Source organism: Microbacterium sp. gxy059, from assembly GCF_050958665.1.
GTDB lineage: Bacteria > Actinomycetota > Actinomycetes > Actinomycetales > Microbacteriaceae > Microbacterium.
Map to the genome: position 1 here is coordinate 21,454 of NZ_JAMXWT010000027.1, position 20,982 is coordinate 42,435.

General features: G+C 72.7%; 19 protein-coding genes and 1 riboswitch. Of the genes, 10 read left to right on the forward strand and 9 right to left on the reverse strand.

All coding sequences use genetic code 11. The features are described 5' to 3' along the window. Positions 1-151: 151 nt before the first annotated feature. Positions 152-1,549 (forward strand): inorganic phosphate transporter, encoded by a 1,398-nt coding sequence (locus tag NHL53_RS13170; protein ID WP_433777333.1) that lies wholly within the window; start codon positions 152-154, stop codon positions 1,547-1,549. A 45-nt stretch (positions 1,550-1,594) separates the two neighbouring features. Here the strand turns inward: NHL53_RS13170 and NHL53_RS13175 are convergent, their stop codons facing one another. Continuing rightward, entirely contained in the window at positions 1,595-1,978 is a 384-nt protein-coding gene (locus tag NHL53_RS13175; protein ID WP_433777351.1) for a hypothetical protein, read from the reverse strand. A gap of 105 nt (positions 1,979-2,083) precedes the next feature. Next, positions 2,084-3,079: a bifunctional hydroxymethylpyrimidine kinase/phosphomethylpyrimidine kinase gene (thiD, locus tag NHL53_RS13180; RefSeq protein ID WP_433777334.1), complete on the reverse strand. Its 996-nt coding sequence runs from the start codon at positions 3,077-3,079 to the stop codon at positions 2,084-2,086. Beyond that, positions 3,072-3,164, reverse strand: a riboswitch (TPP riboswitch). Its footprint overlaps the gene before it by 8 nt. A 46-nt stretch (positions 3,165-3,210) precedes the next feature. On the opposite strand from thiD, the gene NHL53_RS13185 reads away from it, so the two are divergent. From NHL53_RS13185 to NHL53_RS13200, 4 genes are all read left to right on the forward strand, one after another. Beyond that, a complete protein-coding gene (locus NHL53_RS13185) occupies positions 3,211-3,753 on the forward strand; it encodes a DUF1697 domain-containing protein (protein WP_433777335.1) in 543 nt (180 codons plus the stop codon). Positions 3,754-4,050: 297 nt separating this feature from the next. After that, on the forward strand, positions 4,051-4,887 hold the full coding sequence (locus tag NHL53_RS13190) for an aldo/keto reductase (protein ID WP_433777336.1): 837 nt from the start codon (positions 4,051-4,053) through the stop codon (positions 4,885-4,887). A gap of 55 nt (positions 4,888-4,942) precedes the next feature. Further along, complete coding sequence (locus tag NHL53_RS13195) at positions 4,943-5,704, forward strand: lytic transglycosylase domain-containing protein (RefSeq protein WP_433777337.1); 762 nt, start codon at positions 4,943-4,945, stop codon at positions 5,702-5,704. Between the two features lie 87 nt (positions 5,705-5,791). Beyond that, positions 5,792-6,391, forward strand: coding sequence for a nucleoside/nucleotide kinase family protein (locus tag NHL53_RS13200; RefSeq protein WP_433777338.1), 600 nt, complete (start codon positions 5,792-5,794; stop codon positions 6,389-6,391). A gap of 224 nt (positions 6,392-6,615) precedes the next feature. Here NHL53_RS13200 and NHL53_RS13205 read toward each other — a convergent pair whose 3' ends face one another. The 7 genes from NHL53_RS13205 to NHL53_RS13235 form a co-directional block, all read right to left on the reverse strand. Then, positions 6,616-7,656: an NAD(P)-dependent alcohol dehydrogenase gene (locus tag NHL53_RS13205; protein ID WP_433777339.1), complete on the reverse strand. Its 1,041-nt coding sequence runs from the start codon at positions 7,654-7,656 to the stop codon at positions 6,616-6,618. A 210-nt stretch (positions 7,657-7,866) separates the two neighbouring features. Next, positions 7,867-8,781, reverse strand: a complete 915-nt coding sequence (locus NHL53_RS13210; RefSeq protein WP_433777340.1) for a glycine betaine ABC transporter substrate-binding protein — start codon at positions 8,779-8,781, stop codon at positions 7,867-7,869. A 23-nt stretch (positions 8,782-8,804) separates the two neighbouring features. Next, the gene (locus tag NHL53_RS13215) at positions 8,805-9,461 is read right to left on the reverse strand and encodes an ABC transporter permease (protein WP_433777341.1); all 657 of its coding nucleotides are present in this window, start codon (positions 9,459-9,461) and stop codon (positions 8,805-8,807) included. Then, entirely contained in the window at positions 9,458-10,126 is a 669-nt protein-coding gene (locus tag NHL53_RS13220) for an ABC transporter permease (RefSeq protein WP_433777342.1), read from the reverse strand. The genes NHL53_RS13215 and NHL53_RS13220 overlap by 4 nt, the downstream gene beginning before the upstream one ends. Before the next feature lie 103 nt (positions 10,127-10,229). Further along, on the reverse strand, positions 10,230-10,739 hold the full coding sequence (locus tag NHL53_RS13225; protein ID WP_433777343.1) for a DUF1992 domain-containing protein: 510 nt from the start codon (positions 10,737-10,739) through the stop codon (positions 10,230-10,232). Between the two features lie 186 nt (positions 10,740-10,925). After that, the gene (locus NHL53_RS13230) at positions 10,926-11,693 is read right to left on the reverse strand and encodes a metal-dependent hydrolase (RefSeq protein ID WP_433777344.1); all 768 of its coding nucleotides are present in this window, start codon (positions 11,691-11,693) and stop codon (positions 10,926-10,928) included. A 13-nt stretch (positions 11,694-11,706) separates the two neighbouring features. Beyond that, positions 11,707-12,405 (reverse strand): NRDE family protein, encoded by a 699-nt coding sequence (locus NHL53_RS13235; protein ID WP_433777345.1) that lies wholly within the window; start codon positions 12,403-12,405, stop codon positions 11,707-11,709. A 151-nt stretch (positions 12,406-12,556) separates the two neighbouring features. Here NHL53_RS13235 and NHL53_RS13240 point away from each other — a divergent pair, with 151 nt between their 5' ends. From NHL53_RS13240 to NHL53_RS13260, 5 genes are all read left to right on the forward strand, one after another. After that, the gene (locus NHL53_RS13240) at positions 12,557-13,507 is read left to right on the forward strand and encodes a hypothetical protein (protein ID WP_433777346.1); all 951 of its coding nucleotides are present in this window, start codon (positions 12,557-12,559) and stop codon (positions 13,505-13,507) included. Positions 13,508-13,552: 45 nt separating this feature from the next. Then, a complete protein-coding gene (coaBC, locus tag NHL53_RS13245; protein WP_433777347.1) occupies positions 13,553-14,773 on the forward strand; it encodes a bifunctional phosphopantothenoylcysteine decarboxylase/phosphopantothenate--cysteine ligase CoaBC in 1,221 nt (406 codons plus the stop codon). 558 nt (positions 14,774-15,331) lie between these two features. After that, positions 15,332-18,520: a PQQ-dependent sugar dehydrogenase gene (locus NHL53_RS13250; protein WP_433777348.1), complete on the forward strand. Its 3,189-nt coding sequence runs from the start codon at positions 15,332-15,334 to the stop codon at positions 18,518-18,520. Between the two features lie 95 nt (positions 18,521-18,615). Continuing rightward, entirely contained in the window at positions 18,616-19,629 is a 1,014-nt protein-coding gene (locus NHL53_RS13255) for a sugar phosphate isomerase/epimerase family protein (RefSeq protein ID WP_433777349.1), read from the forward strand. A gap of 10 nt (positions 19,630-19,639) precedes the next feature. Continuing rightward, a complete protein-coding gene (locus tag NHL53_RS13260) occupies positions 19,640-20,920 on the forward strand; it encodes a hypothetical protein (RefSeq protein WP_433777350.1) in 1,281 nt (426 codons plus the stop codon). The last annotated feature ends 62 nt before the right edge of the window (positions 20,921-20,982 follow it).

Consider the following 20,982-nt stretch of genomic DNA (forward strand, 5'->3'; position numbering starts at 1 on the left):
CCCGCGGCTGCCGGGCGACGTTCAGGCAGGGTACTCCCAGCGCTCGGCTACCTGTTGTTAACCTTCTCTCAACCTCGTGTTCGCTCGCGGGGACTGTCCTCGTCCGGGCGTCGATCGGCGCCGTCAGCCAGACCCCCAGGAGCAGCACGCGGTGGCGAACGACGCGAAGAACGACCCCCTGAAGGCCGCGAGCAGCAAGGGACCCGGGTCGGATCGCACCTGGCATCTCGCGTTCGGCCTGCTCCTCGCCGTCGCGCTCGTCGGGTTCGCGTTCTGGTCGCTCGGATGGGTGTCGCCCGAGACCAACCGGATCCTGCTGATCACCGCGATCGCATTCGGCATGTTCATGGCGTTCAACATCGGCGGCAACGACGTGGCGAACTCGTTCGGTACGAGCGTCGGATCCGGAACGCTCACGATGAAGCAGGCGCTCCTCGTCGCCGCGGTTTTCGAGGTGTCGGGCGCGATCCTCGCGGGCGGCGAGGTCACCGAGACGGTACGCAGCGGCATCGTCGACCTGACGGTCGTCTCGCAGAGCCCCGAACACTTCGTGTTCGTCATGATGTCGGCGCTCCTCGGCGCCGCCGCCTGGCTCTTCATCGCCACGCGCATGGGGTGGCCGGTCTCCACGACCCACTCGATCGTCGGCGGCATCGTCGGCGGCGCGGTCGCCATGGGCATCGCGACCGGCATCGGCGCCGCCGACATGGTGCAGTGGGGCGAGATCGGCAAGATCGCGGTGTCGTGGATCATCTCGCCGACCCTCGGCGGGATCTGCGCCTTCCTGCTGTTCTGGTTCATCAAGCGCTTCGTGCTCTCGCACGACGACGAGGGCAAGTCGGGCCACCGCGCGCTGCGCCGCTACGTGCCGTTCATCGCGGCCGGCGCATCGATCATCCTCGCCGGCATGCTGCTCGTGAAGGGCCTCAGCAACCTGCACCTCGAGTTCAGCGTGGTGCTCATCGTGCTCGCGCTCGCCATGCTCGGCGCGATCGTGTGGGCGGTCTCCTTCGCCCTCACGAAGACCCTCAAGAAGCGCTCGTTCACCAAGGCGAGCTTCACGCTCTTCGCCTGGATGCAGGTGTTCACCGCCTGCGCCTTCGCCTTCAGCCACGGCGCGAACGACATCGCCAACGCCGTCGGGCCCTTCGCCGCGGTCCTCGACGTGCTGCGCACCAGCGCGGTCAGCTCGGCGGCCGTCGTCCCGATGCCCGTGCTCGTCTCCTTCGGCATCGCGCTGCTCGCCGGACTGTGGTTCATCGGGCGTCGCGTCGTGACGACCGTCGGCAAGCGCATCACCGAGATCCACCCCGCATCCGGCTTCGCCGCCGAGCTCGCGGCGGCCAGCGTCGTGATGCTCGCCTCCGTGCTGGGCCTTCCCGTCTCGAGCACGCACATCCTCATCGGCGCCGTGCTCGGCGTGGGGCTCGTCAACCGGGCCGCCAACTGGGGGCTCATGAAGCCGATCGCCCTCGCGTGGATCATCACGCTGCCCGTCTCCGCGGGCATCGGCGCGGTCGGCTACCTCGTGCTCAGCGCCGTCTTCTGACGCCGAGAGGGGCGGGCCCGCCGCGGGGATCCCGCCCCGCTCCGCTCACCGGTCGCGCAGGGGCGCGGCGAAGAAGGCGTGCTCGTGCCATGAGGAGGCGACGAACGCCCGTCGCATCCGCTCGCGGGTCGCCGCGTCGGCCGCGGCCGCCGTGCGCGAGGCGATGTCGATCGCGCGCCTGGTCGCCTCCGCGAACGCGTCGTCGGCGTAGGTGTCGAGCCACGACCGGTACGGATGCTCGTCGTGGGAGAGCGCGTGCAGACGCTCGCCGACGACCTGGTAGATCCAGTAGCAGGGCAGCACCGCCGCCACGAGCTGCGCGTAGTCGCCGCGCGCGCCCGCCGCCTCGAGGTGCGCGAGATAGGCCTCGGTCGTGCGGCTCGGCGCCGCGGGCGCGTCGCTCGGGATCCAGCTCTCGTGCAGCAGGATCTCCGTGGCGACCGAGCTGTGCGCGCCCTGCGCCCAGAACGCCTGCTCCTCCTGCGTGGGGGCGAGGCGGCTCGCCTGCGCGAGCGCCCGCGAGTAGTCGCGCTGTTAGAGGGCGTCCTGCGCGAGGTACCAGACGAAGGCGTCGCGGTCGAGGGATCCGTCGCCGAGGCCGCGCACGAACGGCAGCGCGTCGATCGCCTCCCGCGCCTCCGACGACGCGGCCCACCAGTCGGCGGCCGCCTCCTCGGGCGTCGGAGCCGTCTCGAGGCCGCCGCGGGCCCACAGCCCCGCGAAGTGGCTGACGGGGCCGCTGCCGCCGCCCACCCGCAGCGCGGCGCCGTGGCGGATGCTCTCGGCCAGCCAGCGCTTCGCCTCGCCGACGGCGCCCGCCCGGTCGGCGCCGCCCGCGATCCGCGTCGCGATCGCCGAGGAGAAGGAGCACCCCGTGCCGTGCGTGTTCGTCGTCGCGATGCGCGCGCCGGGGAACTCGCGCACCTCGCCCGCGGCGGTCACGAGCGCGTCGGGGGCGTCGGCGCCCGCGAGGTGCCCGCCCTTCGCCACGACGTCGACGCCGAACTCCCGCGCCGCGCGGCCCGCCTGCGCGAGCACGGCGTCCCACGTGTCGGCCTCGGGCTCGGACACGAGCACGGCGAGCTCGGGGATGTTCGGCGTCACCACGTCCGCGCGGCGCAGCAGGTCGCGCAGCGCCGACACGGCGTCGTCGTCGAGCAGCCGGTCGCCGCTCGTCGCGACCATCACGGGATCCACGACCACGACGGGCGCACCGGCGCGGGCGAGCCACGCGTCGACGGCGCGGGTCACCTCCGCGTTCGCGAGCATGCCGATCTTCACGGCGTCGATCTCGATGTCGTCGCTCAGCGCGTCGAGCTGGGCGACGAGCACGTCGACGGGAGGCACGTGCACGGCGCGCACGCCGCGCGTGCTCTGGGCCGTGAGCGCGGTGATCGCGGCCATCCCGTAGCCGCCGTTCGCGGCGATGCTCTTCAGGTCGGCATGGATCCCGGCGCCGCCCGACGGGTCGGACCCGGCGATGCTGAGCACGCGGGGCGCGGGGCGGACGGATTCTTCAGGCGTGCGCATCGAGCGACATCCCTTCGCTAGTTCGAGCTAGATCAGGTTCGACGGGTGTGTTCTCAGCCCCGGCGGGGCACCCCGTGTCACGTACGCCGCACACTCTATCGGGCGCCGGGCGCGATCCGTACGCTCGGAGGATGACCGGATCCGTCGCCCTGCTCCGCGGCATCAACGTGGGCGGGAAGAACCTCATCCGCATGCCCGACCTCGCCGCGGCGTTCCACGACGCGGGATACGCCGACGCGCGCACCTACATCCAGAGCGGGAACGTCGTGTTCTCCCATGACGGCCCCGGCGGATCCGCCCTCGAGACGCGCGTGGAGGGCGTGCTCGAGGAGCGGCTCGGCCTGCCCCTCGTCGTCGTGACCCGCTCGCGCGACGAGCTGGCGGCGATCGTCGACGCCGCGCCCGCCTCGCACGGCGACCCCGAGCGCCGCAGCGACGTGATCTTCCTCAAGCACCCCGTCTCGGCCGCCGAGGTCCACGCGGAGTTCCCCGAGCCGCGCGAGGGCGTCGACGAGATCGCCGTCGGCGACGGGGTCATCTACGCCTCGCGCCTCGCCGCCCTCGCGTCGAAGAGCCGCATCTCGCGCATCACGCAGCTGCCGTCGTACCGGTCGATGACGATCCGCAACTGGCGCACCACCACCCGGCTGCTCGCGATGCTCGACGAGGGGTGAGGCCCCCGTCCCGCCTGCCGGTTCGCCCGGCCTTCTGCCCTCCCGGCTGGCCTGGATTCCCGCCCGCCCGGCTCGCGAGCGGCGCAGATCCTCGCGAGCGGCGCAGATATTCGGCCTGATTCCTGCGCCGTTCGCGAATTCCTGCGCCACTCGCGAGCGAGACGGCACGAGGCACGCGGCGCGAGACACGCGACACGCGACACGAGACGGGCGCCCCGGGAAGGGATCCGCCCTCGCGGGGCGGAGCCCGGTGTCGATAGGGTTCGGGGAACAGCCCCACGAGAGAGGACGTCGACGGTGACCATCCGGATCCCGCAGATCGCGCTGAACGACTCGCGCCCCTTCGCCGAGCTCGGCCTCGGCACGTACAAGCTCACCGGCGACGAGGGCATCGCCTCGATCCGCGCCGGCATCGACGGCGGCTACCGCCTTCTCGACACGGCCGTGAACTACGGCAACGAGCGCGAGGTCGGCGAGGCCGTGCGGCAGTCGGGCATCGACCGAGACGAGATCATCGTCACGACGAAGGTGCCAGGGCGGCACCACGGCTACGACGAGGCGATCGCCTCGGGGCGCGCCTCCGACGAGACCCTCGGGCTCGGGCGCATCGACCTGCTCCTCATCCACTGGCCGAACCCGCGGGTCGACAAGTACGTCGACACGTTCCGCGGCATGCTCGCCCTGCGCGACGAGGGGGTCGTGCGCTCGGTCGGCGTCTCGAACTTCACCGAGCAGATGCTCGCCCGCCTCATCGAGGAGACGGGCGTGACCCCCGCGGTCAACCAGGTCGAGCTGCATCCGTACTTCCCGCAGGCGGCGCTGCGCGCCTTCCATGCCGAGCACGGCATCCGCACCGAGAGCTGGAGCCCCCTCGCGCGCCGCAGCGAGCTGCTCGGCGAGCCCGTCATCGACGACATCGCCGAGGGGCATGGCGTCACCCCCTCGCAGGTCGTCCTGCGCTGGCACGTGCAGATCGGATCCACGCCCATCCCGAAGTCCGCCGACCCCGTGCGCCAGCGCGAGAACGCCGACGTGTTCGGGTTCGAGCTCGCGGGCGACGAGGTCGACGCGATCAGCGAGCTCGAGCGCGGGCGCCTGTGGGACGGCGATCCGAACACGCACGAGGAGTTCTGAGCGGATCCCTCCCGTTCCCGGCGTTCGCCCCGCGAGGTGGGGCAGGATCGATCGGGTGGGAATCGGACGCACCGTCGGCATCGCGCTCGGCGGCGTCGCGCTGCTGGGCGGCGTCGGCGCCATCGGCTTCCTCGGCGTGCTCGCGCTGCTGACCGTGGCCGACGGGTCCGAGCCCGCCGAGGCCGCGCCCGCGGATCCCCCGCCCACCGTCGCCGCCCCCGCGCCCGACCCGCAGCCGGCGGAGGGCGACTGGGCCGACCAGGCGGCCGCTCTCACGGGGATCCCGCCGCGCGCCCTCGCGGCGTACGTCGCCGCGGACGCCTACGCGCGCGAGGAGCTCGGGTGCGACGTCGGCTGGAACACCCTCGCCGGCATCGGCTGGGTCGAGAGCCACCACGGCACGCTGCAGGGGGGATCCATCGAGGACGACGGAGTCGCCCGCCCCGGGATCCGCGGCATCCCCCTCGACGGCGAGAACGAGACGATGCGGATCCCCGACTCCGACGGGGGCGCGCTCGACGGCGACACCGAATGGGATCGCGCGGTCGGGCCGATGCAGTTCATCCCCGAGACGTGGCGCATCTGGGGCGTCTCGGCGTCCGGGGAGGGCGAGCCGTCGCCGCACAGCATCGACGACGCCGCCTTCACGGCCGCGCGGTACCTGTGCCAGACCGACGGCACCCTCGCCGAGCCGGAGCAGTGGATCCGCGCGATCCGCTCCTACAACGACACGGCCGACTACCAGCAGCGGGTCGCCGCGACCGCCGAGGGGTATCGCACCCTCACCGCCGACATCCCGCTCGACGCGGAGGGGTGAGGCGCCGGTAGGGTGCTGAATGGCGCCCGCGTCGCGGCGGCGCTCGACCATCCGCGCGGCGAAGCCGCCCCGACGCCAGGAGCGCCCATGCGCCAGATGACCCCCGGTGACGCGCTGCGGCGTGCGAGCTCCCTCTCCGGCGAGGGGCGGCCCTTCCTCCTCGGTCTCGTCGGCGCGCCCGGCGCGGGGAAGACGACGTTCGCGGCCCGCCTCGGGGCGCCCGTGCTCGCGATGGACGGCTACCACTACGCCGACGAGCACCTCGGCCGGATCGGCCTGCGGCACCGCAAGGGCGCGCCCGAGACCTTCGACGTCGGCGGCTACGTCGCGATGCTCGAGCGCATCCGGCGCGGTGAGGACGTCGTCGCGCCGCGCTTCGACCGCGGGCTTGAGGCCGCCGTCGCGGGTGCCGTGCCGCTGCCGGCCGCCAGCCGCCTGATCGTCACGGAGGGCAACTACCTCCTGCACGACGGCGGCGGGTGGGCGCGCGTGCGTCCCCTGCTCGACGAGGTGTGGTTCGTGGACCCTCCGGAGGAGCTGCGCCGCGAGCGCCTCGTCGCCCGGCACGTGGAGTTCGGGCGCACCCCGGATGAGGCCGAGGCGTGGGTCGCCTCGGTCGACGAGCCGAACGCCGTGCTCATCCGCGCCACCCGCGCCCGGGCGGATGCGGTCGTCGCCGCCGGCTGATCCGGTCAGCAGCGTCGGAGATCTCGGATCCGACGGCGCGTTCCGCGCCTCCCCGCCGCACGGCGGCCGGCATCTCCGACGGAACGGGGCGTGACGGCGTGGGGCGCCGGAGACTGCGGCCTCGGAACGCGGAGGGGCGCGACCCATCCGTCAGCGCGGGCCGGTGCGGGGAACGCGGACGGGCCCCGACGAGCGATGCTCGCCGGGGCCCGGAGCCGGTCGCGCTACAGCGTCTCGGTGTCGATGACGAACCGGTAGCGCACGTCGCCCGCGAGCACGCGCTCGTAGGCGTCGTTGATGCCGTCGGCCGCGATGAGCTCCGTCTCGGGCGCGATGCCGTGCTCGGCGCAGAAGTCGAGCATCTCCTGGGTCTCGCGGATGGATCCGATGTTGGATCCCGCGAACGACTTGCCGCCCTGGATGAGGGAGAAGACCTGCACGGGCAGCGGCTCGGGCGGCGCTCCCACGTTCACGAGCGTGCCCTGGGGCTTCAGCGTCGCGAGGTAGGCGTCCATGTCGAGCGGAGCGCTGACCGAGTTGATGATGAGGTCGAAGGCGCCGCGGAGTCCCTTCAGCGCGCCCTCCTCGCCCGTGGCGACGTGGCGCACCGCGCCGAACGCCAGGGCGTCGTCCTTCTTCGCGTCGGTGCGCGAGAGCACCGTCACCTCGGCGCCCATCGCGACGGCGATCTTGACCGCCATGTGCCCGAGTCCGCCGAGGCCGACGACCGCGACCTTCGTGCCGGGGCCGGCGCCCCAGCGGGCGAGCGGCGAGTAGGTCGTGATGCCGGCGCACAGGAGGGGCGCGGCGTCGGCGTAGGGGATCGCGTCCGGCACCTTCAGCACGAAGTCCTGGTCGACGACGATGTGCGTAGAGTAGCCGCCCTGGGTGGGCTCGCCGTCGCGGCCGATCGCGTCGTAGGTGCCGATGTTGCCCTCGAGGCAGTACTGCTCGTTCCCCGCGAGGCACTGCTCGCACTCGCGGCACGAGTCGACCATGCAGCCGACGCCCACGCGGTCGCCGACCGCGTGCTTCCGGACCTCGGATCCGACCTCGACGACCTCGCCGACGATCTCGTGGCCGACGACCTGCGGGAACGTGATCGGGCCCCACTCCTCGCGCACCGTGTGGATGTCGCTGTGGCAGATGCCGGCGTAGCGGATGGCGATGAGCACGTCGGCGGGGCCGACATCGCGGCGGTCGATCGTGAGAGGGGCGAGCGGCGCGGTCGCGGACGTCGCGCCGTAGGCCTTGACCGTGAGCATGGGGTCTCCTGGCGTCGTTGCGGTGTGGGTCCCCTCAGGATCCCACAGCTCGCGAGGGCCAGGACGGATCGGGGATCCGGGCCCTCGCGGCCCGCGTTCTCCCGCGAGCGGCGCAGGAATGCGCGAGCGGCGCAGATATCCGACCGGATATCTGCGCCGCTCGCGAGCATCTGCGCCGCTCGTGAGCGGGCAGGGCGGGCGCCCGGGGCGTCAGCCGGCGAGGCCCTTCTCCGCGAGCCAGTCGCCGGCGATCGTCGCGGCGGGCAGCTCGTCCTGCACGCTGCGCGCGTTGAGGGCGATGAGGTCCTCGGGAGCCAGCTCCGCGCTGACCGCGTCGACCACCGCGGCCGCGTCGTCGCCCAGCCGCTCGCTCGCGATCGGCACGAGGTGCGATGCCGTGAAGAGGTCCTCGGTGTCCTCGAGCACCACGAGGTCGCCGGAGTCGAGGGAGGGATCGGCCGTGTAGATGATGGCGAGCTGGATGTCGCCGTCCTCCAGCGCCTTGACCGTGAGGGGGCCGCCGCCGTCCTCGATGGGGGTGAAGCCCGCATCGACGCCGTAGACCTCCTTGAGGCCGTTCGGGCCGTTCGGGCGGGTCTCGGCCTCCGAGTTGGCGCCCATCGTGAGCGGCTCGGTGACGTTCGCGAGATCGGCGACGGTCTCGAGGTCCCACTCGTCGGCGAACTCGCGCGTGACGACGTAGGCGTCCTGGTCGGTCGCCGCGGCCTGCTCGAGCACGCGCAGCCCGTCGGGGGCGGCGTCCTCCAGCGCGCTGTAGACCTCGTCGGACCCGCGCTCGGTCGCGTCGGCGTTCCAGTACTGCAGCAGCGGCCCGGTGTACTCGGGGAAGAGGTCGATCTCGCCCGCCTCGATCTCGGGGAGGTACGTCTCCCGCTGGCCGATGCGCAGCTGGCGGTCGACGTCGAAGCCCTCGGCCTCGAGCGCCTGGGCGTAGAGCTCGGCGACGATCTCGTTCGAGTAGTAGTCCTGCGAGCCGATGACGATCGCGTCGGAGGAGGTCGTCTCCTCCGTGTCGCCGTCGACCGTGTCGCTCGTGCCGCAGCCCGCGAGGGCGAGCACGGCGACGCCGGCCACGGCGAGGCCGGAGATGCGTCGGAGGGTCATTGGTGGATCCTTTCGGAGGGGGATCAGGGGGCGGCGGCGCGACGGGCGCGCCGCTGCGCGGTGGCGAGGAGGAGCTCGAGCACGATCGCGAGGGCGGCCACGAGCAGCGAGCTGCCGAGCATCGCGTCGTACTGCTGGGTCTTGAGCCCGGAGAACAGGAAGCGGCCGAGGCCGACGTCGGCGACGTAGGCCGCGAGGGTCGCGGTCGCGACGACCTGCAGCACCGCGGCGCGGAGGCCGCCGACGAGCACGGGAGCCGCGAGGCGCAGCTCGACGCCCACGACCTGCAGCTCGCCCATGCCCATGCCGCGCGCGGCCTCGACGACGACGCGGTCGACGGCGTCGATTCCCGCGTAGGTGCCGGCGAGCAGCGACGGCACGGCGAGCACGATGAGCGCGAGGAACGGCGCCTGCAGCCCGATGCCGAGCCACAGGCCCAGCAGGGTGATGAGACCCAGGGTGGGGATCGCGCGGATCCCGCCCGCGACCGCCACGAGCCCGGCGCGCCCCCGGCCCGTGTGGCCGACGTAGACGCCCAGCGGCACCGCGACCACGAGCGAGATGCCGATGACGGCCGCGGTCAGCAGCAGGTGCTCGCCGAGCCGCTCGGGGATGGATCCCGCCCCGGACCAGCGCGTCGGGTCGGCGATCCAGGCGACGGCCTCGGCGAGGAGGTTCATGCTGTCGCCTCCGCCCGGACGCGGGAGGTGCGGCGGGGAGCGCTCCACGGCGCGAGCAGGCGGCCGGCGACGAGGCACAGCCCGTCGAGCACGAGGGCGAGGGCGACCGTGAGCAGGAGCCCGGTGGCGACCTCGGCGATGATGCCCCGCTGGAACCCGTCCGTGAACAGCGTGCCGAGGCCCGCGACGCCGACGAGCGCGCCGATGGTCACGAGGCCGACCGTGCTGACCGCGACCACCCGGATGCCCGCGACGAGCAGCGGCACGGCGCGGGGCAGGTCGACCTTCCAGAAGATCGACGCGGGGGAGTAGCCGATGCCGCGCGCCGCCTCGCGCACCGCGTCGTCCACGGCGTGGAAGGCGTCGGCCGCGGTGCGCACGAGGAGGGCGGTGCCGTAGAACGTCAGGGCGATGATCACGGTCGCGTTCGAGCGCAGAGGCACCCCGAACAGGGCCGGGATGATGATCATGAGCGCGAGCGACGGCACCGCGTAGAGCAGCGTGGTGACGCCCAGCAGGGCGCCGCCGACGCGGGGCCTGCGGTGGGCGAACAGGCCGATCGGCACGGCGATCACGATGCTCAGGAGCACGGCGGGCACGGCGATCACGATGTGATCGCCCAGCAGGTCGAGCACCTGCGGCCACGCGTGCGCGAGCCAGTTCATGCGGATCCCCCTCGGTTTCGGGCCGTGCCCCACTATTGCGCATCGGCGCGCGCAGACGGGGCGTGTTGCCGTGCGTTGCACGGACTCGTCGGCCGCGGGCGGGTCAGGCGCCGCGTCGCCACCAGCGTCGGCGCGGCGCGCTCGCCTGCTCGGCCTCCGGGCGCGCGGCGCGGCGCTCCCGCCAGGCGGCGACCTCCGCCTCGACGGCGCGCGTCGGGGTGACCACGGGAGGCCCGCCCTCCAGCTGCATGCGGGCGCGGCGCACGCGTCGGTTGAAGTCGTCCAGGTGGGCGCGCACGTCCTCCTCCCGCGGCAGCTCGTCGAGCGTCCGCTCCATCTCGCGGTGCTCGGTGCGCAGCTGGATCGCGGGCGGCGCGAGGCCCGTGAGGTTCTCGGTCTCGATCTTGCGTCGGATCCACCAGTCGGGGTCCAGGGGCTTGTCGAGGTCGGGGAGCGGCTTCCCTGCGCCGGGGAGATCGTCGAAGTCGCCGCGGCGGATCGCCGTCTGGATCGCCTGCTCGACGACCGCGGCGCGCTCCTCGGGCGTCGACCAGCGGGGCGGTCCGCTCGCGTCGCGGGTCTCGCCGGAGCGCTCGGTGCGTGCGTCGTCCATGGGGCACCTCCCTCGTCCCACCGTAGGACGGATCCGCCCCTCCCGGCTCGCCTCGGGTGAGCAACCGGGCTCGCGAGTGGCGCAGAAGTTCCCGAGTGGCGCAGATTCTCGGGCACATATCTGCGCCGCTCGCGAGAGTCTGCGCCGCTCGCGAGCCGGGCGGGCGCCGGTGTCCCCGGCGCCGGCTCAGGCGACCAGCGGCGCGAGGAGCCGCACCGCGGCGGCGACGATCCCCGTCGCGGCGAACAGCCCCAGCGCGACGGTGAGGATCCACTCCCGCCACGACCCCGCGTTCCCCAGCACGGGCAGCGCGAAGCGCCCGCGGCTCGGCCACAGGCGCGTGATGAGCAGCGTGCGGCGGAACGCGACGGGACGGCGCGGCATGACGGGCCACAGCCAGGGCACGCCGCCGGTCGTGAGCGTGTCGCCGACGAGGTGCACGACGAATCCGAGGCCGATGCAGGCGGGCAGCCAGCCGAACTGGTCGGGGAACCACCACATGAGCGCGGCCGCCGAGAGCGCGCCGATCGTCCACGAGGCGAACCAGCCGCGCGCGATCCGCAGGCACTTCGTGCCGACCGCGATGCACACGGCCGCGGCGATCGCCGGCCCCACCGCGAGCTGCTGCTCCCAGCCGGGAGGGGTCCACACGAGGAACGACAGGGCGACGGCGGCGAGGATCGCCCCGATCACCGCGAGCACCGAGTGCATGCCGCCGCGGTGGCCGCCCGTCACGCCGCTCACGGCGCCCGCGACGACGCGTCCCCCGGGGAGCGCGGTCGCGACGGTCGACGAGGGGTGATCGATGTCGGGCAGCAGCGCGGCCCCTGCGCACACGGCGGCTCCCGTGAGCACCCCGAGCGGATCCAGCGGGGCGATGCCGACGCCCGGCATCGTCGTCGTGACCGCCACCCAGACCGCGGCGCCGGACACGGCGTGCGAGAAGCCCATCATGGGCCCGATCCTGTCAGCCGAAGTCGAGAGGATCCCAGGACCCGGGGCGCCGCAGCGCGGCGTAGCGCACCTCGGCCGACCCCGGGCGCACGACCGCCGTGCAGACGAGCGTCGAGAGCGTGCCCCAGCCGTGGGGCCGGTTGTCGCGGATGATGGCGTCGTCGTCGCCCGGGGGCGTCCGCGCGGTGCGCGCCAGCACGTCGAGCCACGCCTCGACGCTCGCGTCCGCCGCGCGGAAGTCGTCGAGCCACGCGCGGATGCGGGCCGTCCGCGGGTCGTCGACCCCGTCGTGCGCGAGCATGTGCACGCCGGGCCCGGGGCGGGAGACCGCGAGGTCGCGACCGTCCCACGCGCGGACCTCGGCGCGCGGCCCGTCGACGACGAGGAGATTGAAGCCGCGCATCCGCTCGACGTCCTGCGGCGCCCGCCCCGCGGCGGCGTCGAGGGCGAGCCCGCCGCGCGAGACGATCTCGTCCTCCCCGACGGGCGGATCCCCGGCTCGGTTGAGCGTCACCGCGAGGCGTCCGGCGCCGGGCATCGCCGCGAGCCAGGCGCCGCCCGCGCGGCGGTCCTGCACGCCGATGAGATCGGGGAGCGCGGGCCATGACGCGCCGAGCGGGTTCCACGGGCGCGCGGGATCCTCGTCGCGGACGGCGAGAAGCAGCAGGGGGTCGGCGTCCGACTCGGGGACGCGGAAGACGACGGTGCACATGGGGATCGGGGACAGCCTATGACGTCGCGGCAGCGCCGAACGCCTCTGTCGCTCTCCCCGCGCGAGATCCGACTTTCGATGGATGTCCGGGGGAGCGGCGCGTTGCTACGTTCGGTGTGACCGATGGCCAGCGAGACGAATCAGGGGGATCATGTTCAATCGGTGGAGGCGCGAACGTCGGCTCGGCAAGGTCAGGCCGGGCAATGGGGCTGCCCTCCCGCCGTATCGGTGGTACCACCTCTTCTCGCGCTCGGTGTTCTTCATCGACCTCGACGAGCGCGACGGCGCGCACACCTACGCGGTGGACGCCCGGTACTTCCAGGACGAGATCAGCGAGCAGGACGGCGACGACTCATCGGACGGGACCGCCGACGGCGACGAGGGGAAGCCGCTGCGCGCCGTGCTGGATGACCTGCTCGGCGATGGCTCGGGCGGCGGAGGGGCAGCCGGCGGCGGCGGCCGGGGATTCCGCGCCCTGCTGGACGGCTGGCTCGGAGACGGGGCGGGAGGTCCGGCGCGGAGCGCCCAGGGAGACGCCGAGCGCGTCCCCGCGGCGGCGGGTCGCGGATCCGCGGCGGGCGGGACGGGAGAGCACGATGCCCCGAGCGCCCGCAAGCCCGGCAAGGCTCCGGCGGTGCTCTACCGCGACGGCGTCCAGCTGTATCGCTCGACGCTGCCGGCGACCTTCCCCGTGCCGGGCGGGGTGATCGAGGTCGCGGCGAGCGGGTACGGCGCCTCCCGGATGCACTTCGTCAGCGAGCGGGGAGGCGAGCAGGTGCTCGCTCCCCACTCCCGAACGGCGGAGGGACTGCGCGCGAGGTTCGACCGGCGCTTCCCCGCGGCGAGCAGAGGGATCGGCGTCCTCGCGATCATCATCCTGCTGATCGGACTCGTCACGGGCATTCCGCAGATGATCGAGATCATCACCCAGATCGATCCGATCGCCGAGCGCATCGGGACCTTCACGTCGCCCATCCAGCTCCCGTTCTGGCTGAACACGACGCTGCTGATCGCCGGGATGCTGGCCGCGACCGAACGCGCGCTCACCCTGCGCAACCACTGGCTCATCGACTTCGACACCACGTGGACCGCGTTCAGCTGACGCGCTTCGGGGACGCCGACGCCGTGCGGCTGGTTGGATGGAGGCATGTTCGTCGTCGTCGGAGTGACCGGTGGGATCGCCGCGTACAAGGCCGTCAGCCTCGTGCGTCTGCTTGTGAAGGACGGCCACGACGTGCACGTCGTGCCGACGGACGACGCCCTGCGCTTCGTCGGCACGCCCACGTGGGAGGCGATCAGCCGGAACCCCGTCACGACGTCGGTGCACGACGACGTCGCCCAGGTGCGGCACGTGGCCCTCGGCCAGCGGGCCGATCTCGTCGTCGTCGCCCCCGCCACCGCGAACACGATGGCGAAGATGGCGGCGGGCCTCGCCGACGACCTGCTCGGCACGACCTTCCTCGCCACGCGTGCCCCGGTGCTCATCGCCCCCGCGATGCACACCGAGATGTGGGCGCATCCGGCCACGCAGGCCAACGTCGACGTGCTCACCTCGCGCGGCGTGCGGATGATCGGCCCCGTCTCGGGCGCCCTCACGGGAGGCGACGAGGGGCAGGGGCGGATGGCCGAGCCGGAGCGCATCCACGAGGTCGTCGACCGCGAGCTGCGGCACGGATCCGGCGAGGCCGCGGGGCAGGCGTGGTTCGTGTCGGCGGGCGGCACGCACGAGCCGCTCGATCCCGTGCGCTTCCTCGGCAACCGCTCGAGCGGCAGGCAGGGCGTCGAGGTCGCGCTCGCCGCGGCCCGGTGCGGAGCCGAGGTGGTGCTGGCCGCCGGACACGTCGCGCACGGGGTGCTGGACGCCGCCGAGCGGGATCCGCGGATCCGCATCGTCCGGGTGAGCACGGCCGACGACCTGGAGCGCGTCGCCGGTGAGCACGCGCCGTCCGCGGACGTGGTGGTCATGGCGGCGGCCGTCGCCGACTACCGCGCGGCGGAGGTCTCCGACGCGAAGATCACGAAGGACGGGGCCGACGCGCCGCTGCGCCTCGAGCTCGCCCAGACCCCCGACATCCTCGCGGGGCTCGCGGCGCGTCGACAGCCGGGGCAGCTCGTCGTGGGCTTCGCCGCCGAGACCCCGGGTCCGGGGGAGACGCTCGTGGAGCGCGCGATCGCGAAGCGCCGCCGCAAGGGCGCCGACCTCCTGGCGGCCAACGAGGTCGGGTGGGACCGCGGGTTCGAGGGCGGCGAGAACCATCTCGTCGTCGTCGACGCCCGCGACCGGGTGGTCGAGGAGGCGGAGGGCGCCAAGCGCGAGACCGCCGAGGCGCTCGTGCGCCGGATCCTCGCGGTGCGCGCGGCGCGCTGACCCCGCCTGGTTCCGCGAGCTGCCGGGCGGATCCGTCTGTCTTCTCGGCGGATCCGCCCGGCCCGCGAGTGGCGCAGGAACTCGCGAGCGGCGCAGATATCCCGGCCAAGATCTGCGCCGCTCGCGAACATCTGCGCCACTCGCGAGCGACGTCGGCCCGGGAGTCGCACCGCCCGCTCAGGCGCAGGCGGCGAAGCTCGCGGCGAGCACGTCGGGGCCCAGTGCGTGCTCCCGGCCGAACGCGGTCCGGAGGAGCCGATACCTGCCTTGCCGCGATCAATAGGGGATGCTCGATGCGCAACTTTTGATTGACTGCCGTCAGAACATCCCTATGATGGCAGCTGGGCGGACGCTGAGCGCGAGCGCAGAGCGCCGGCCCCCGCGGCGACGTCGCCGCGGACTCGACCGGCCCTCGATGATGAGCGGAGGTGCGCACGACACCGGCGGAGCACGCCGGACAGCATGATCGGGCCACCTCGCGAGCCGTTGCCGCGGCTGAAGGTGACCCGACCTCACAACACATCCCTGACAGGACTCAGACTCCCGGGAGTTGTCACGATGAATCGTATCCTTCAACGCGGAAGGCGGCGATCGGGCGCGATCGTCGCCGTCGCCGCGCTCGCCGTCGGAACGGCGGCCGTCGCCGCCCCGGCGGGCGCCCACGACGGAGAGCACGGAGATCCGCCGCCGAACGAGGCGACCGAACCCGCTCTCGACTGGACCAACTACGAACGCAACCTGCTCACCCGCGATGTCGGCGAGCCGATCGGGCTCGCGGTCCTGCCCGACGCGCGGGTGCTGCACACCGCGCGCAACGGCGAGGTGCGCCTGACCGATCCCTCGCTCGGCACGACCGAGATCGTCGCCGAGTTCGACGTCTACGCCAACTCCGAGGACGGGCTGCAGGGCCTCGCGCTCGATCCCGACTTCGAGGAGAACGGCTGGGTGTACTTCTCCTACGCGCCGCGCGATGCGGACGGAGACGGCGAGCCGGACACGCCGCAGGGCAACGCCCCGGAGACCCTGCCGGAAGGCGAGGACGAGAGCTACTGGGACGTCTGGAAGGGCGTCAACAGGCTCTCCCGATTCCAGTGGACCGGCGATGGGCTGGACATGGCGAGCGAGCAGGTGATCCTCGACATCGAGGTGCAGCGCGGACAGTGCTGCCACGTGGGGGCCGACATCGACTTCGACGGCGACGGCAACCTCTACCTGACGACCGGCGACAACACCCCGGCCAGCACGCCCGGCGCGAACGGCTTCGCGCCGACGAACGACGCCCCCGGCATGAACCCCGGGTTCGACGCGCGCCGCGGCGCCGGCAGCACCGCCGACCTCCGCGGCAAGATCCTGCGGATCCAGGTCGAAGAGGACGGCTCCTACACGATCCCCGAGGGCAACCTGTTCGAACCGGGCACCGAGGGGACCCGGCCCGAGATCTTCATCATGGGCGTGCGCAACCCGTTCCGTTTCGACGTCGACGCGGAGACCAACTCGATCTCTTGGGGCGACTACGGGCCGGACGCGACGCGAGAGCAGGCGGCCGACGGCGTGCGCGGCCCCATGGGGTACGTCGAATGGAACGTCGCGAGCCTCGACGACCCGCACAACGCCGGCTGGCCCTACGTGCACGGCGACAACTTCGCCTACAACGACTGGGACTTCGAGAACAGCGAGCCCCGGGACTTCTTCGACCCGGAGAACCTCGTCAACGAGTCGCGGTGGAACACCGGCCTGACGGAGATCCCCGAGGCGAGAGCCGCCACCGTCTGGTACGGAGACAACCCGGGGGACCAGCCCTGGGACGAGCTCGTCGAGTTCGGGACGTCGTCGGGACAGGGCCCGATGGGCGGTCCCACGTACCACTTCGACCCGGACAACCCGTCCGACACGAAGCTGCCCGAGCACTGGGACGGCAAGGTGTTCATGGGCGAGTTCTCTCAGGACTACGTCGCCGCGTTCACCGTCGACTGGGAGTCCTTCTCCGTCACCGACATCGAGAACTTCCTCCCGAACGACGCGCTCATCGCGGCGGGCCAGCACCCGCACGACAACCCCATGGACATGGAGATCGGTCCCGACGGGGCGCTCTACATGCTCGACTACGGCGACGGGTTCTTCCGCGCCAACCCCGACGCGGGGCTGTACCGCATCGACTGGGCTCCGGACAACAAGACGCCCCAGGCGGCGTTCTCCGCGACCCCGGGCTCCTCGTCGGAGGCGCCGCTCGACGTCGAGTTCGACGCGTCCGCCTCCGTGGATCCCGACGGCGACGCGCTCTCGTATGAGTGGGACTTCGACGGCGACGGCGAGTTCGACGCCGAGGGGGTCACCGCCTCGCACACCTACGAGGAGATCGGCGCGTTCTCGGCGCGACTGCGCGTCACCGACGAGAACGGCCGGTCTGCGGCGACGAGCACGGTGATCTCGGTCGGCAACCAGGCGCCGGAGGTCCGCGTCGACTACCCGGCGCAGGGCGGCTTCTTCGACTGGGGCGACGAGATCCCGTTCCTCATCTCGACCGAGGACGCCGAGGACGGCGCGGACACGGTCTGCGAGCGCGTGACGTGGACCTACGGTCTCGGCCACGACGAGCACGCCCACCCCGAGTCGTCGGGAACCGGCTGCGAGGGAGCGTTCCGCACGGATCCCAACTCCCCCGAGCACGGTGTCGGCGCGCTCCTCTACGGCGCGGTCGTCGTGCACTACGAGGACGCGGGCGCCAACGGACTGCCTCCCGCCCGCGGAGAGGCGACCGTGCGCATCAACCCGAAGACGCAGGAGGCCGAGCACGCCATCGAGAAGGTCGGCGTCGAGGTCTTCTCCGACGCGGAGGCGTCCGGAGGGAACGCGGTGCGCGGCCTCGGAGCCGACGGCTTCCTGAGGTTCGACCCGGTCAACTTCGTCGGCATCGACAGCGCGGTCGTCCGCGCGTCGGGCGCCGGCGACGTTCAGCTGCGCTGGGGCGAGCCCGAGGCCGAGCCGTTCGCGACGGCGACGCTCGACGGGGGCGACGGCTGGCAGGACATCGCCGTGGATCTCGCGGACGCGCCGTCGGGCACGGGCGAGCTCTATGTGACCTCGACCGACGACGTCTCCGTCGACGCCATCACGATGGAGGGCGCGGGCATCGCGGAGGCTCCGGACACGGAGCCGACGGAGCCGGCTCCGAGCACGACGTCGGCTTCGGCGGAATCCGCTCGCGTCGTCTACGGCGCTCCCGGATCCGTCGCGGTGACGGTCGAAGGAGACGGCGGCGTCCCCTCCGGCGACGTCGTCGTCACCGAGCGCGACGAGGAGATCGCGCGCGCGACCCTTGACGGGAACGGGGAGGCGACGGTGGATCTGCCGTCCGACCTCGGAGTCGGGTCGCACAGCCTGCGCGTCGCCTACACGGGCGACGAGGAGTTCCTCGCCTCCGACGACTCGGTGAGGATCGTGGTCGCGCAGACGGCGTCGAGCGTCGACGCCGCGCTCGTCTCGAACCCCGTCAAGCCCGCGGTCGCCGCCAAGGTCGACGTCGCGGTGACGACGGCCTCGGGGATCACGGCGCCCGGCGGGGTGACCGCCACGGTTCGCAGGAACAACGCCGTCGTGGCGACCGTTCCCGCCGACCTCGACGGCGGAGACGCCGTGATCGTCCTGCCGAAGCTCGACGTCGGCACGTATCAGGTGACGATCGCCTACGGCGGCTCCGACGGCGTGAGGAAGTCGAACGCGACTCTCACGCTGCAGGTGCGCCACTGACGCCGGCTCCGGGGCGGCGGATCCTCCGCCGCCCCGGAGCCCCCTCCACCCACATCACGAGGGCTCCGGCCCGGTCTCGTTCTCGAAGGAGAGACATGACACACCATCACCACCCGACGGTCTCGGCGAAGCCGATGAGCCGCCGGAATCTGCTGAAGACCATCGCCGCCTCATCTGTCGCGGTCGGCGCGGGGGCGCTGCTGGCGCACACCGGCGCCGCGGCGGCCGCAGCCGCCGCAGCGCCGGCTACCCCGTCGCCGCTCACCGCCGGCACCCGGCTCGTGCCCACCAACCGGGTCGGCATCCAGATGTTCACGGTGCGCGACAAGGTCGCATCGGAGGGCTTCCGAGCCGTGCTCGAGGAGCTCGCGGACATCGGCTACTCGGAGATCGAGTTCGCCGGATACACGCAGGGCGACGTCGGACCGATCACCGTGCCGGAGCTGAGGGGGCTGCTCGACGACAACGGGCTGCGCGCCGTCGGATCGCACGTCACGCTCACCCCCGACAACATCGACGCCCAGATCGCGGACGCGACGGCGCTGGGGATGCCGTTCCTCGGCCAGGGAGGGCCGATCGCGCAGGGCACGGCGAAAGCCGACTGGCAGCGCGCCGCGCAGACGTGGAACGAGATGGGGCAGAAGGCGAAGGCCGCCGGCCTCACCCTCTACATCCACAACCACGCGGGCGAGTTCGCCTACGCCTCCGACGACCCGAAGACGCGGATCTACGACGTCCTCTGGAACGAGCTCGACCCCTCGCTCGTCGTCTTCGAGCTCGACGTGTACTGGGCGTACGTCGGACAGCATCTGCACGGCGGCTTCGAGCCGATCGACTACGTGACGGCCGATCCGAGGCGCTTCCCGATGCTTCACCTCAAGGACGGCCGGCTCAACCCCGACAGCGACAACGGGCTCGACATCATCGAGTTCGGGGCGGGGGACATCCCCTACCAGAGCTTCCTCGCGCAGCTGAAGCGCGACCGCGGTCAGCGGTTCGGGCTCTACGAGCAGGACAACGCGTCGAACGTCGCCGAGCCGCCCCACCCGGCGAACTCGCTCGGCAACGCGCGCCGGAGCTACGCACAGATCGCCGCGCTGCGCGGCTGAGGAGAAGGTCATGAAGAACACGAAGAAGTGGATCGCCCCGACGGCCGCGGTGCTGCTCGCCGGAGGATCGCTGGTCGTCGCGCCCGCCGCGTACGCCGCGGGGGTCGAATGCGCGGAGGATCTCGGCGACCGCGTCGTCGAGGGAGACCTCGTCGTCCCCGCCGGCGCGACCTGCGTGCTCGGCGGAGCGGAGGTCTCCGGGAGCGTCATCGTCGAGCCGGGCGGCTGGCTCGATGCCACGTCCGCGGTCGTGGGCGGCGACCTCGTCGCCGACGACGCGTACGGCGTGCTCGTCGACGGCACCCGCGTCGGCGGCGATGTGAGCGCCTATTCGGAGGGCACCCGCAGCGGCTTCCTCTACCTGCAGGATCTCGAGGTCGGGGGATCCGTCGCGGCGGGCGGCATCGACGTGGAGGTGTCCGACTCGTCCATCGGCGGGGGCCTCCTCACGCAGCAGGCCAGCTACGTCACCCTCCTGCGGACCTCCGTGGGAGCCGACATCGATCTCGTCGGCTCCCCGTACGGCGCCGTCGTCAGCGGCGCGATCGCGGCCGGATCCCTGACGGTCACGGGATCGTCGCGCGAGATCCTCATCGGCGCGACCGCCGACGGGTCCCCCGAGGCCTGGGGGAACACGATCGGCGGCGACCTCGTCCTGACCGACAACACCGGCCCCCTCCGGGTGGCGGGCACGCAGGTGCACGGCGCCATCCGCACGTCGGGCAACGACCCCGCGGCCGTCCTCGGAGAGGGCAACGCCGCGGGGTCGGTCGACGGAGAGCACGAGGGAGAGGCCCCCGGTGCCCTGCCGGAGGGCGACCAGTCGATCGCGGTGACCGTGCCCGAGCAGCGCGCGGGCGAGCTCATCTGGTCGCTCGAGGGCACGTCGTCCCTCGTCGACCTCGGCGTCGCGGAGGAGGACGGCGACCGCTTCTCCGCCGAGGGCGAGATCGTGCCGATCCGCGTGCTCGACACGCGACCGGGCAGCCCCGCGTGGTCGCTCACGGCTCAGGTGTCTGACTTCGTCGCGGGCGGGGAGACGATCTCCAGCCGCTTCCTCGGGTGGAGCCCCGAGCTGATCGAGAACGCCGGCGACGCCGTCGCCGGCGCCGCGGTCTCCTCGGGATTCTCCGGCGGAGACGGCCTGTCGGTCTCCCGCACCCTCGTGCAGGCCAACGAGGGTCACGCCAGGGGCGACTCGCTCACGGGCGCCGGACTGGATCTCCAGCTTCCGCTGGACACCCCGCTCGGCACGTACAACGCCACGATCACGCTGACGGCGCTCAGCTGACCGACCGGGCCGGGGCGAGCGAGCTCGACATCTCGCGCCCTACGCCTGCGGGGGAAGCGCGG

Coding starts and splice junctions, on each gene's coding strand:
- thiD (WP_433777334.1), bottom strand. CDS start 3,079: ATGCGCACGCCTGAAGAATCCGTCCGCCCCGCGCCCCGCGTGCTCAGC.
- NHL53_RS13185 (WP_433777335.1), top strand. CDS start 3,211: ATGACCGGATCCGTCGCCCTGCTCCGCGGCATCAACGTGGGCGGGAAG.
- NHL53_RS13200 (WP_433777338.1), top strand. CDS start 5,792: ATGCGCCAGATGACCCCCGGTGACGCGCTGCGGCGTGCGAGCTCCCTC.
- NHL53_RS13205 (WP_433777339.1), bottom strand. CDS start 7,656: ATGCTCACGGTCAAGGCCTACGGCGCGACGTCCGCGACCGCGCCGCTC.
- NHL53_RS13210 (WP_433777340.1), bottom strand. CDS start 8,781: ATGACCCTCCGACGCATCTCCGGCCTCGCCGTGGCCGGCGTCGCCGTG.
- NHL53_RS13215 (WP_433777341.1), bottom strand. CDS start 9,461: ATGAACCTCCTCGCCGAGGCCGTCGCCTGGATCGCCGACCCGACGCGC.
- NHL53_RS13220 (WP_433777342.1), bottom strand. CDS start 10,126: ATGAACTGGCTCGCGCACGCGTGGCCGCAGGTGCTCGACCTGCTGGGC.
- NHL53_RS13225 (WP_433777343.1), bottom strand. CDS start 10,739: ATGGACGACGCACGCACCGAGCGCTCCGGCGAGACCCGCGACGCGAGC.
- NHL53_RS13230 (WP_433777344.1), bottom strand. CDS start 11,693: ATGATGGGCTTCTCGCACGCCGTGTCCGGCGCCGCGGTCTGGGTGGCG.
- NHL53_RS13235 (WP_433777345.1), bottom strand. CDS start 12,405: ATGTGCACCGTCGTCTTCCGCGTCCCCGAGTCGGACGCCGACCCCCTG.
- NHL53_RS13240 (WP_433777346.1), top strand. CDS start 12,557: ATGTTCAATCGGTGGAGGCGCGAACGTCGGCTCGGCAAGGTCAGGCCG.
- coaBC (WP_433777347.1), top strand. CDS start 13,553: ATGTTCGTCGTCGTCGGAGTGACCGGTGGGATCGCCGCGTACAAGGCC.
- NHL53_RS13250 (WP_433777348.1), top strand. CDS start 15,332: ATGAATCGTATCCTTCAACGCGGAAGGCGGCGATCGGGCGCGATCGTC.
- NHL53_RS13255 (WP_433777349.1), top strand. CDS start 18,616: ATGACACACCATCACCACCCGACGGTCTCGGCGAAGCCGATGAGCCGC.
- NHL53_RS13260 (WP_433777350.1), top strand. CDS start 19,640: ATGAAGAACACGAAGAAGTGGATCGCCCCGACGGCCGCGGTGCTGCTC.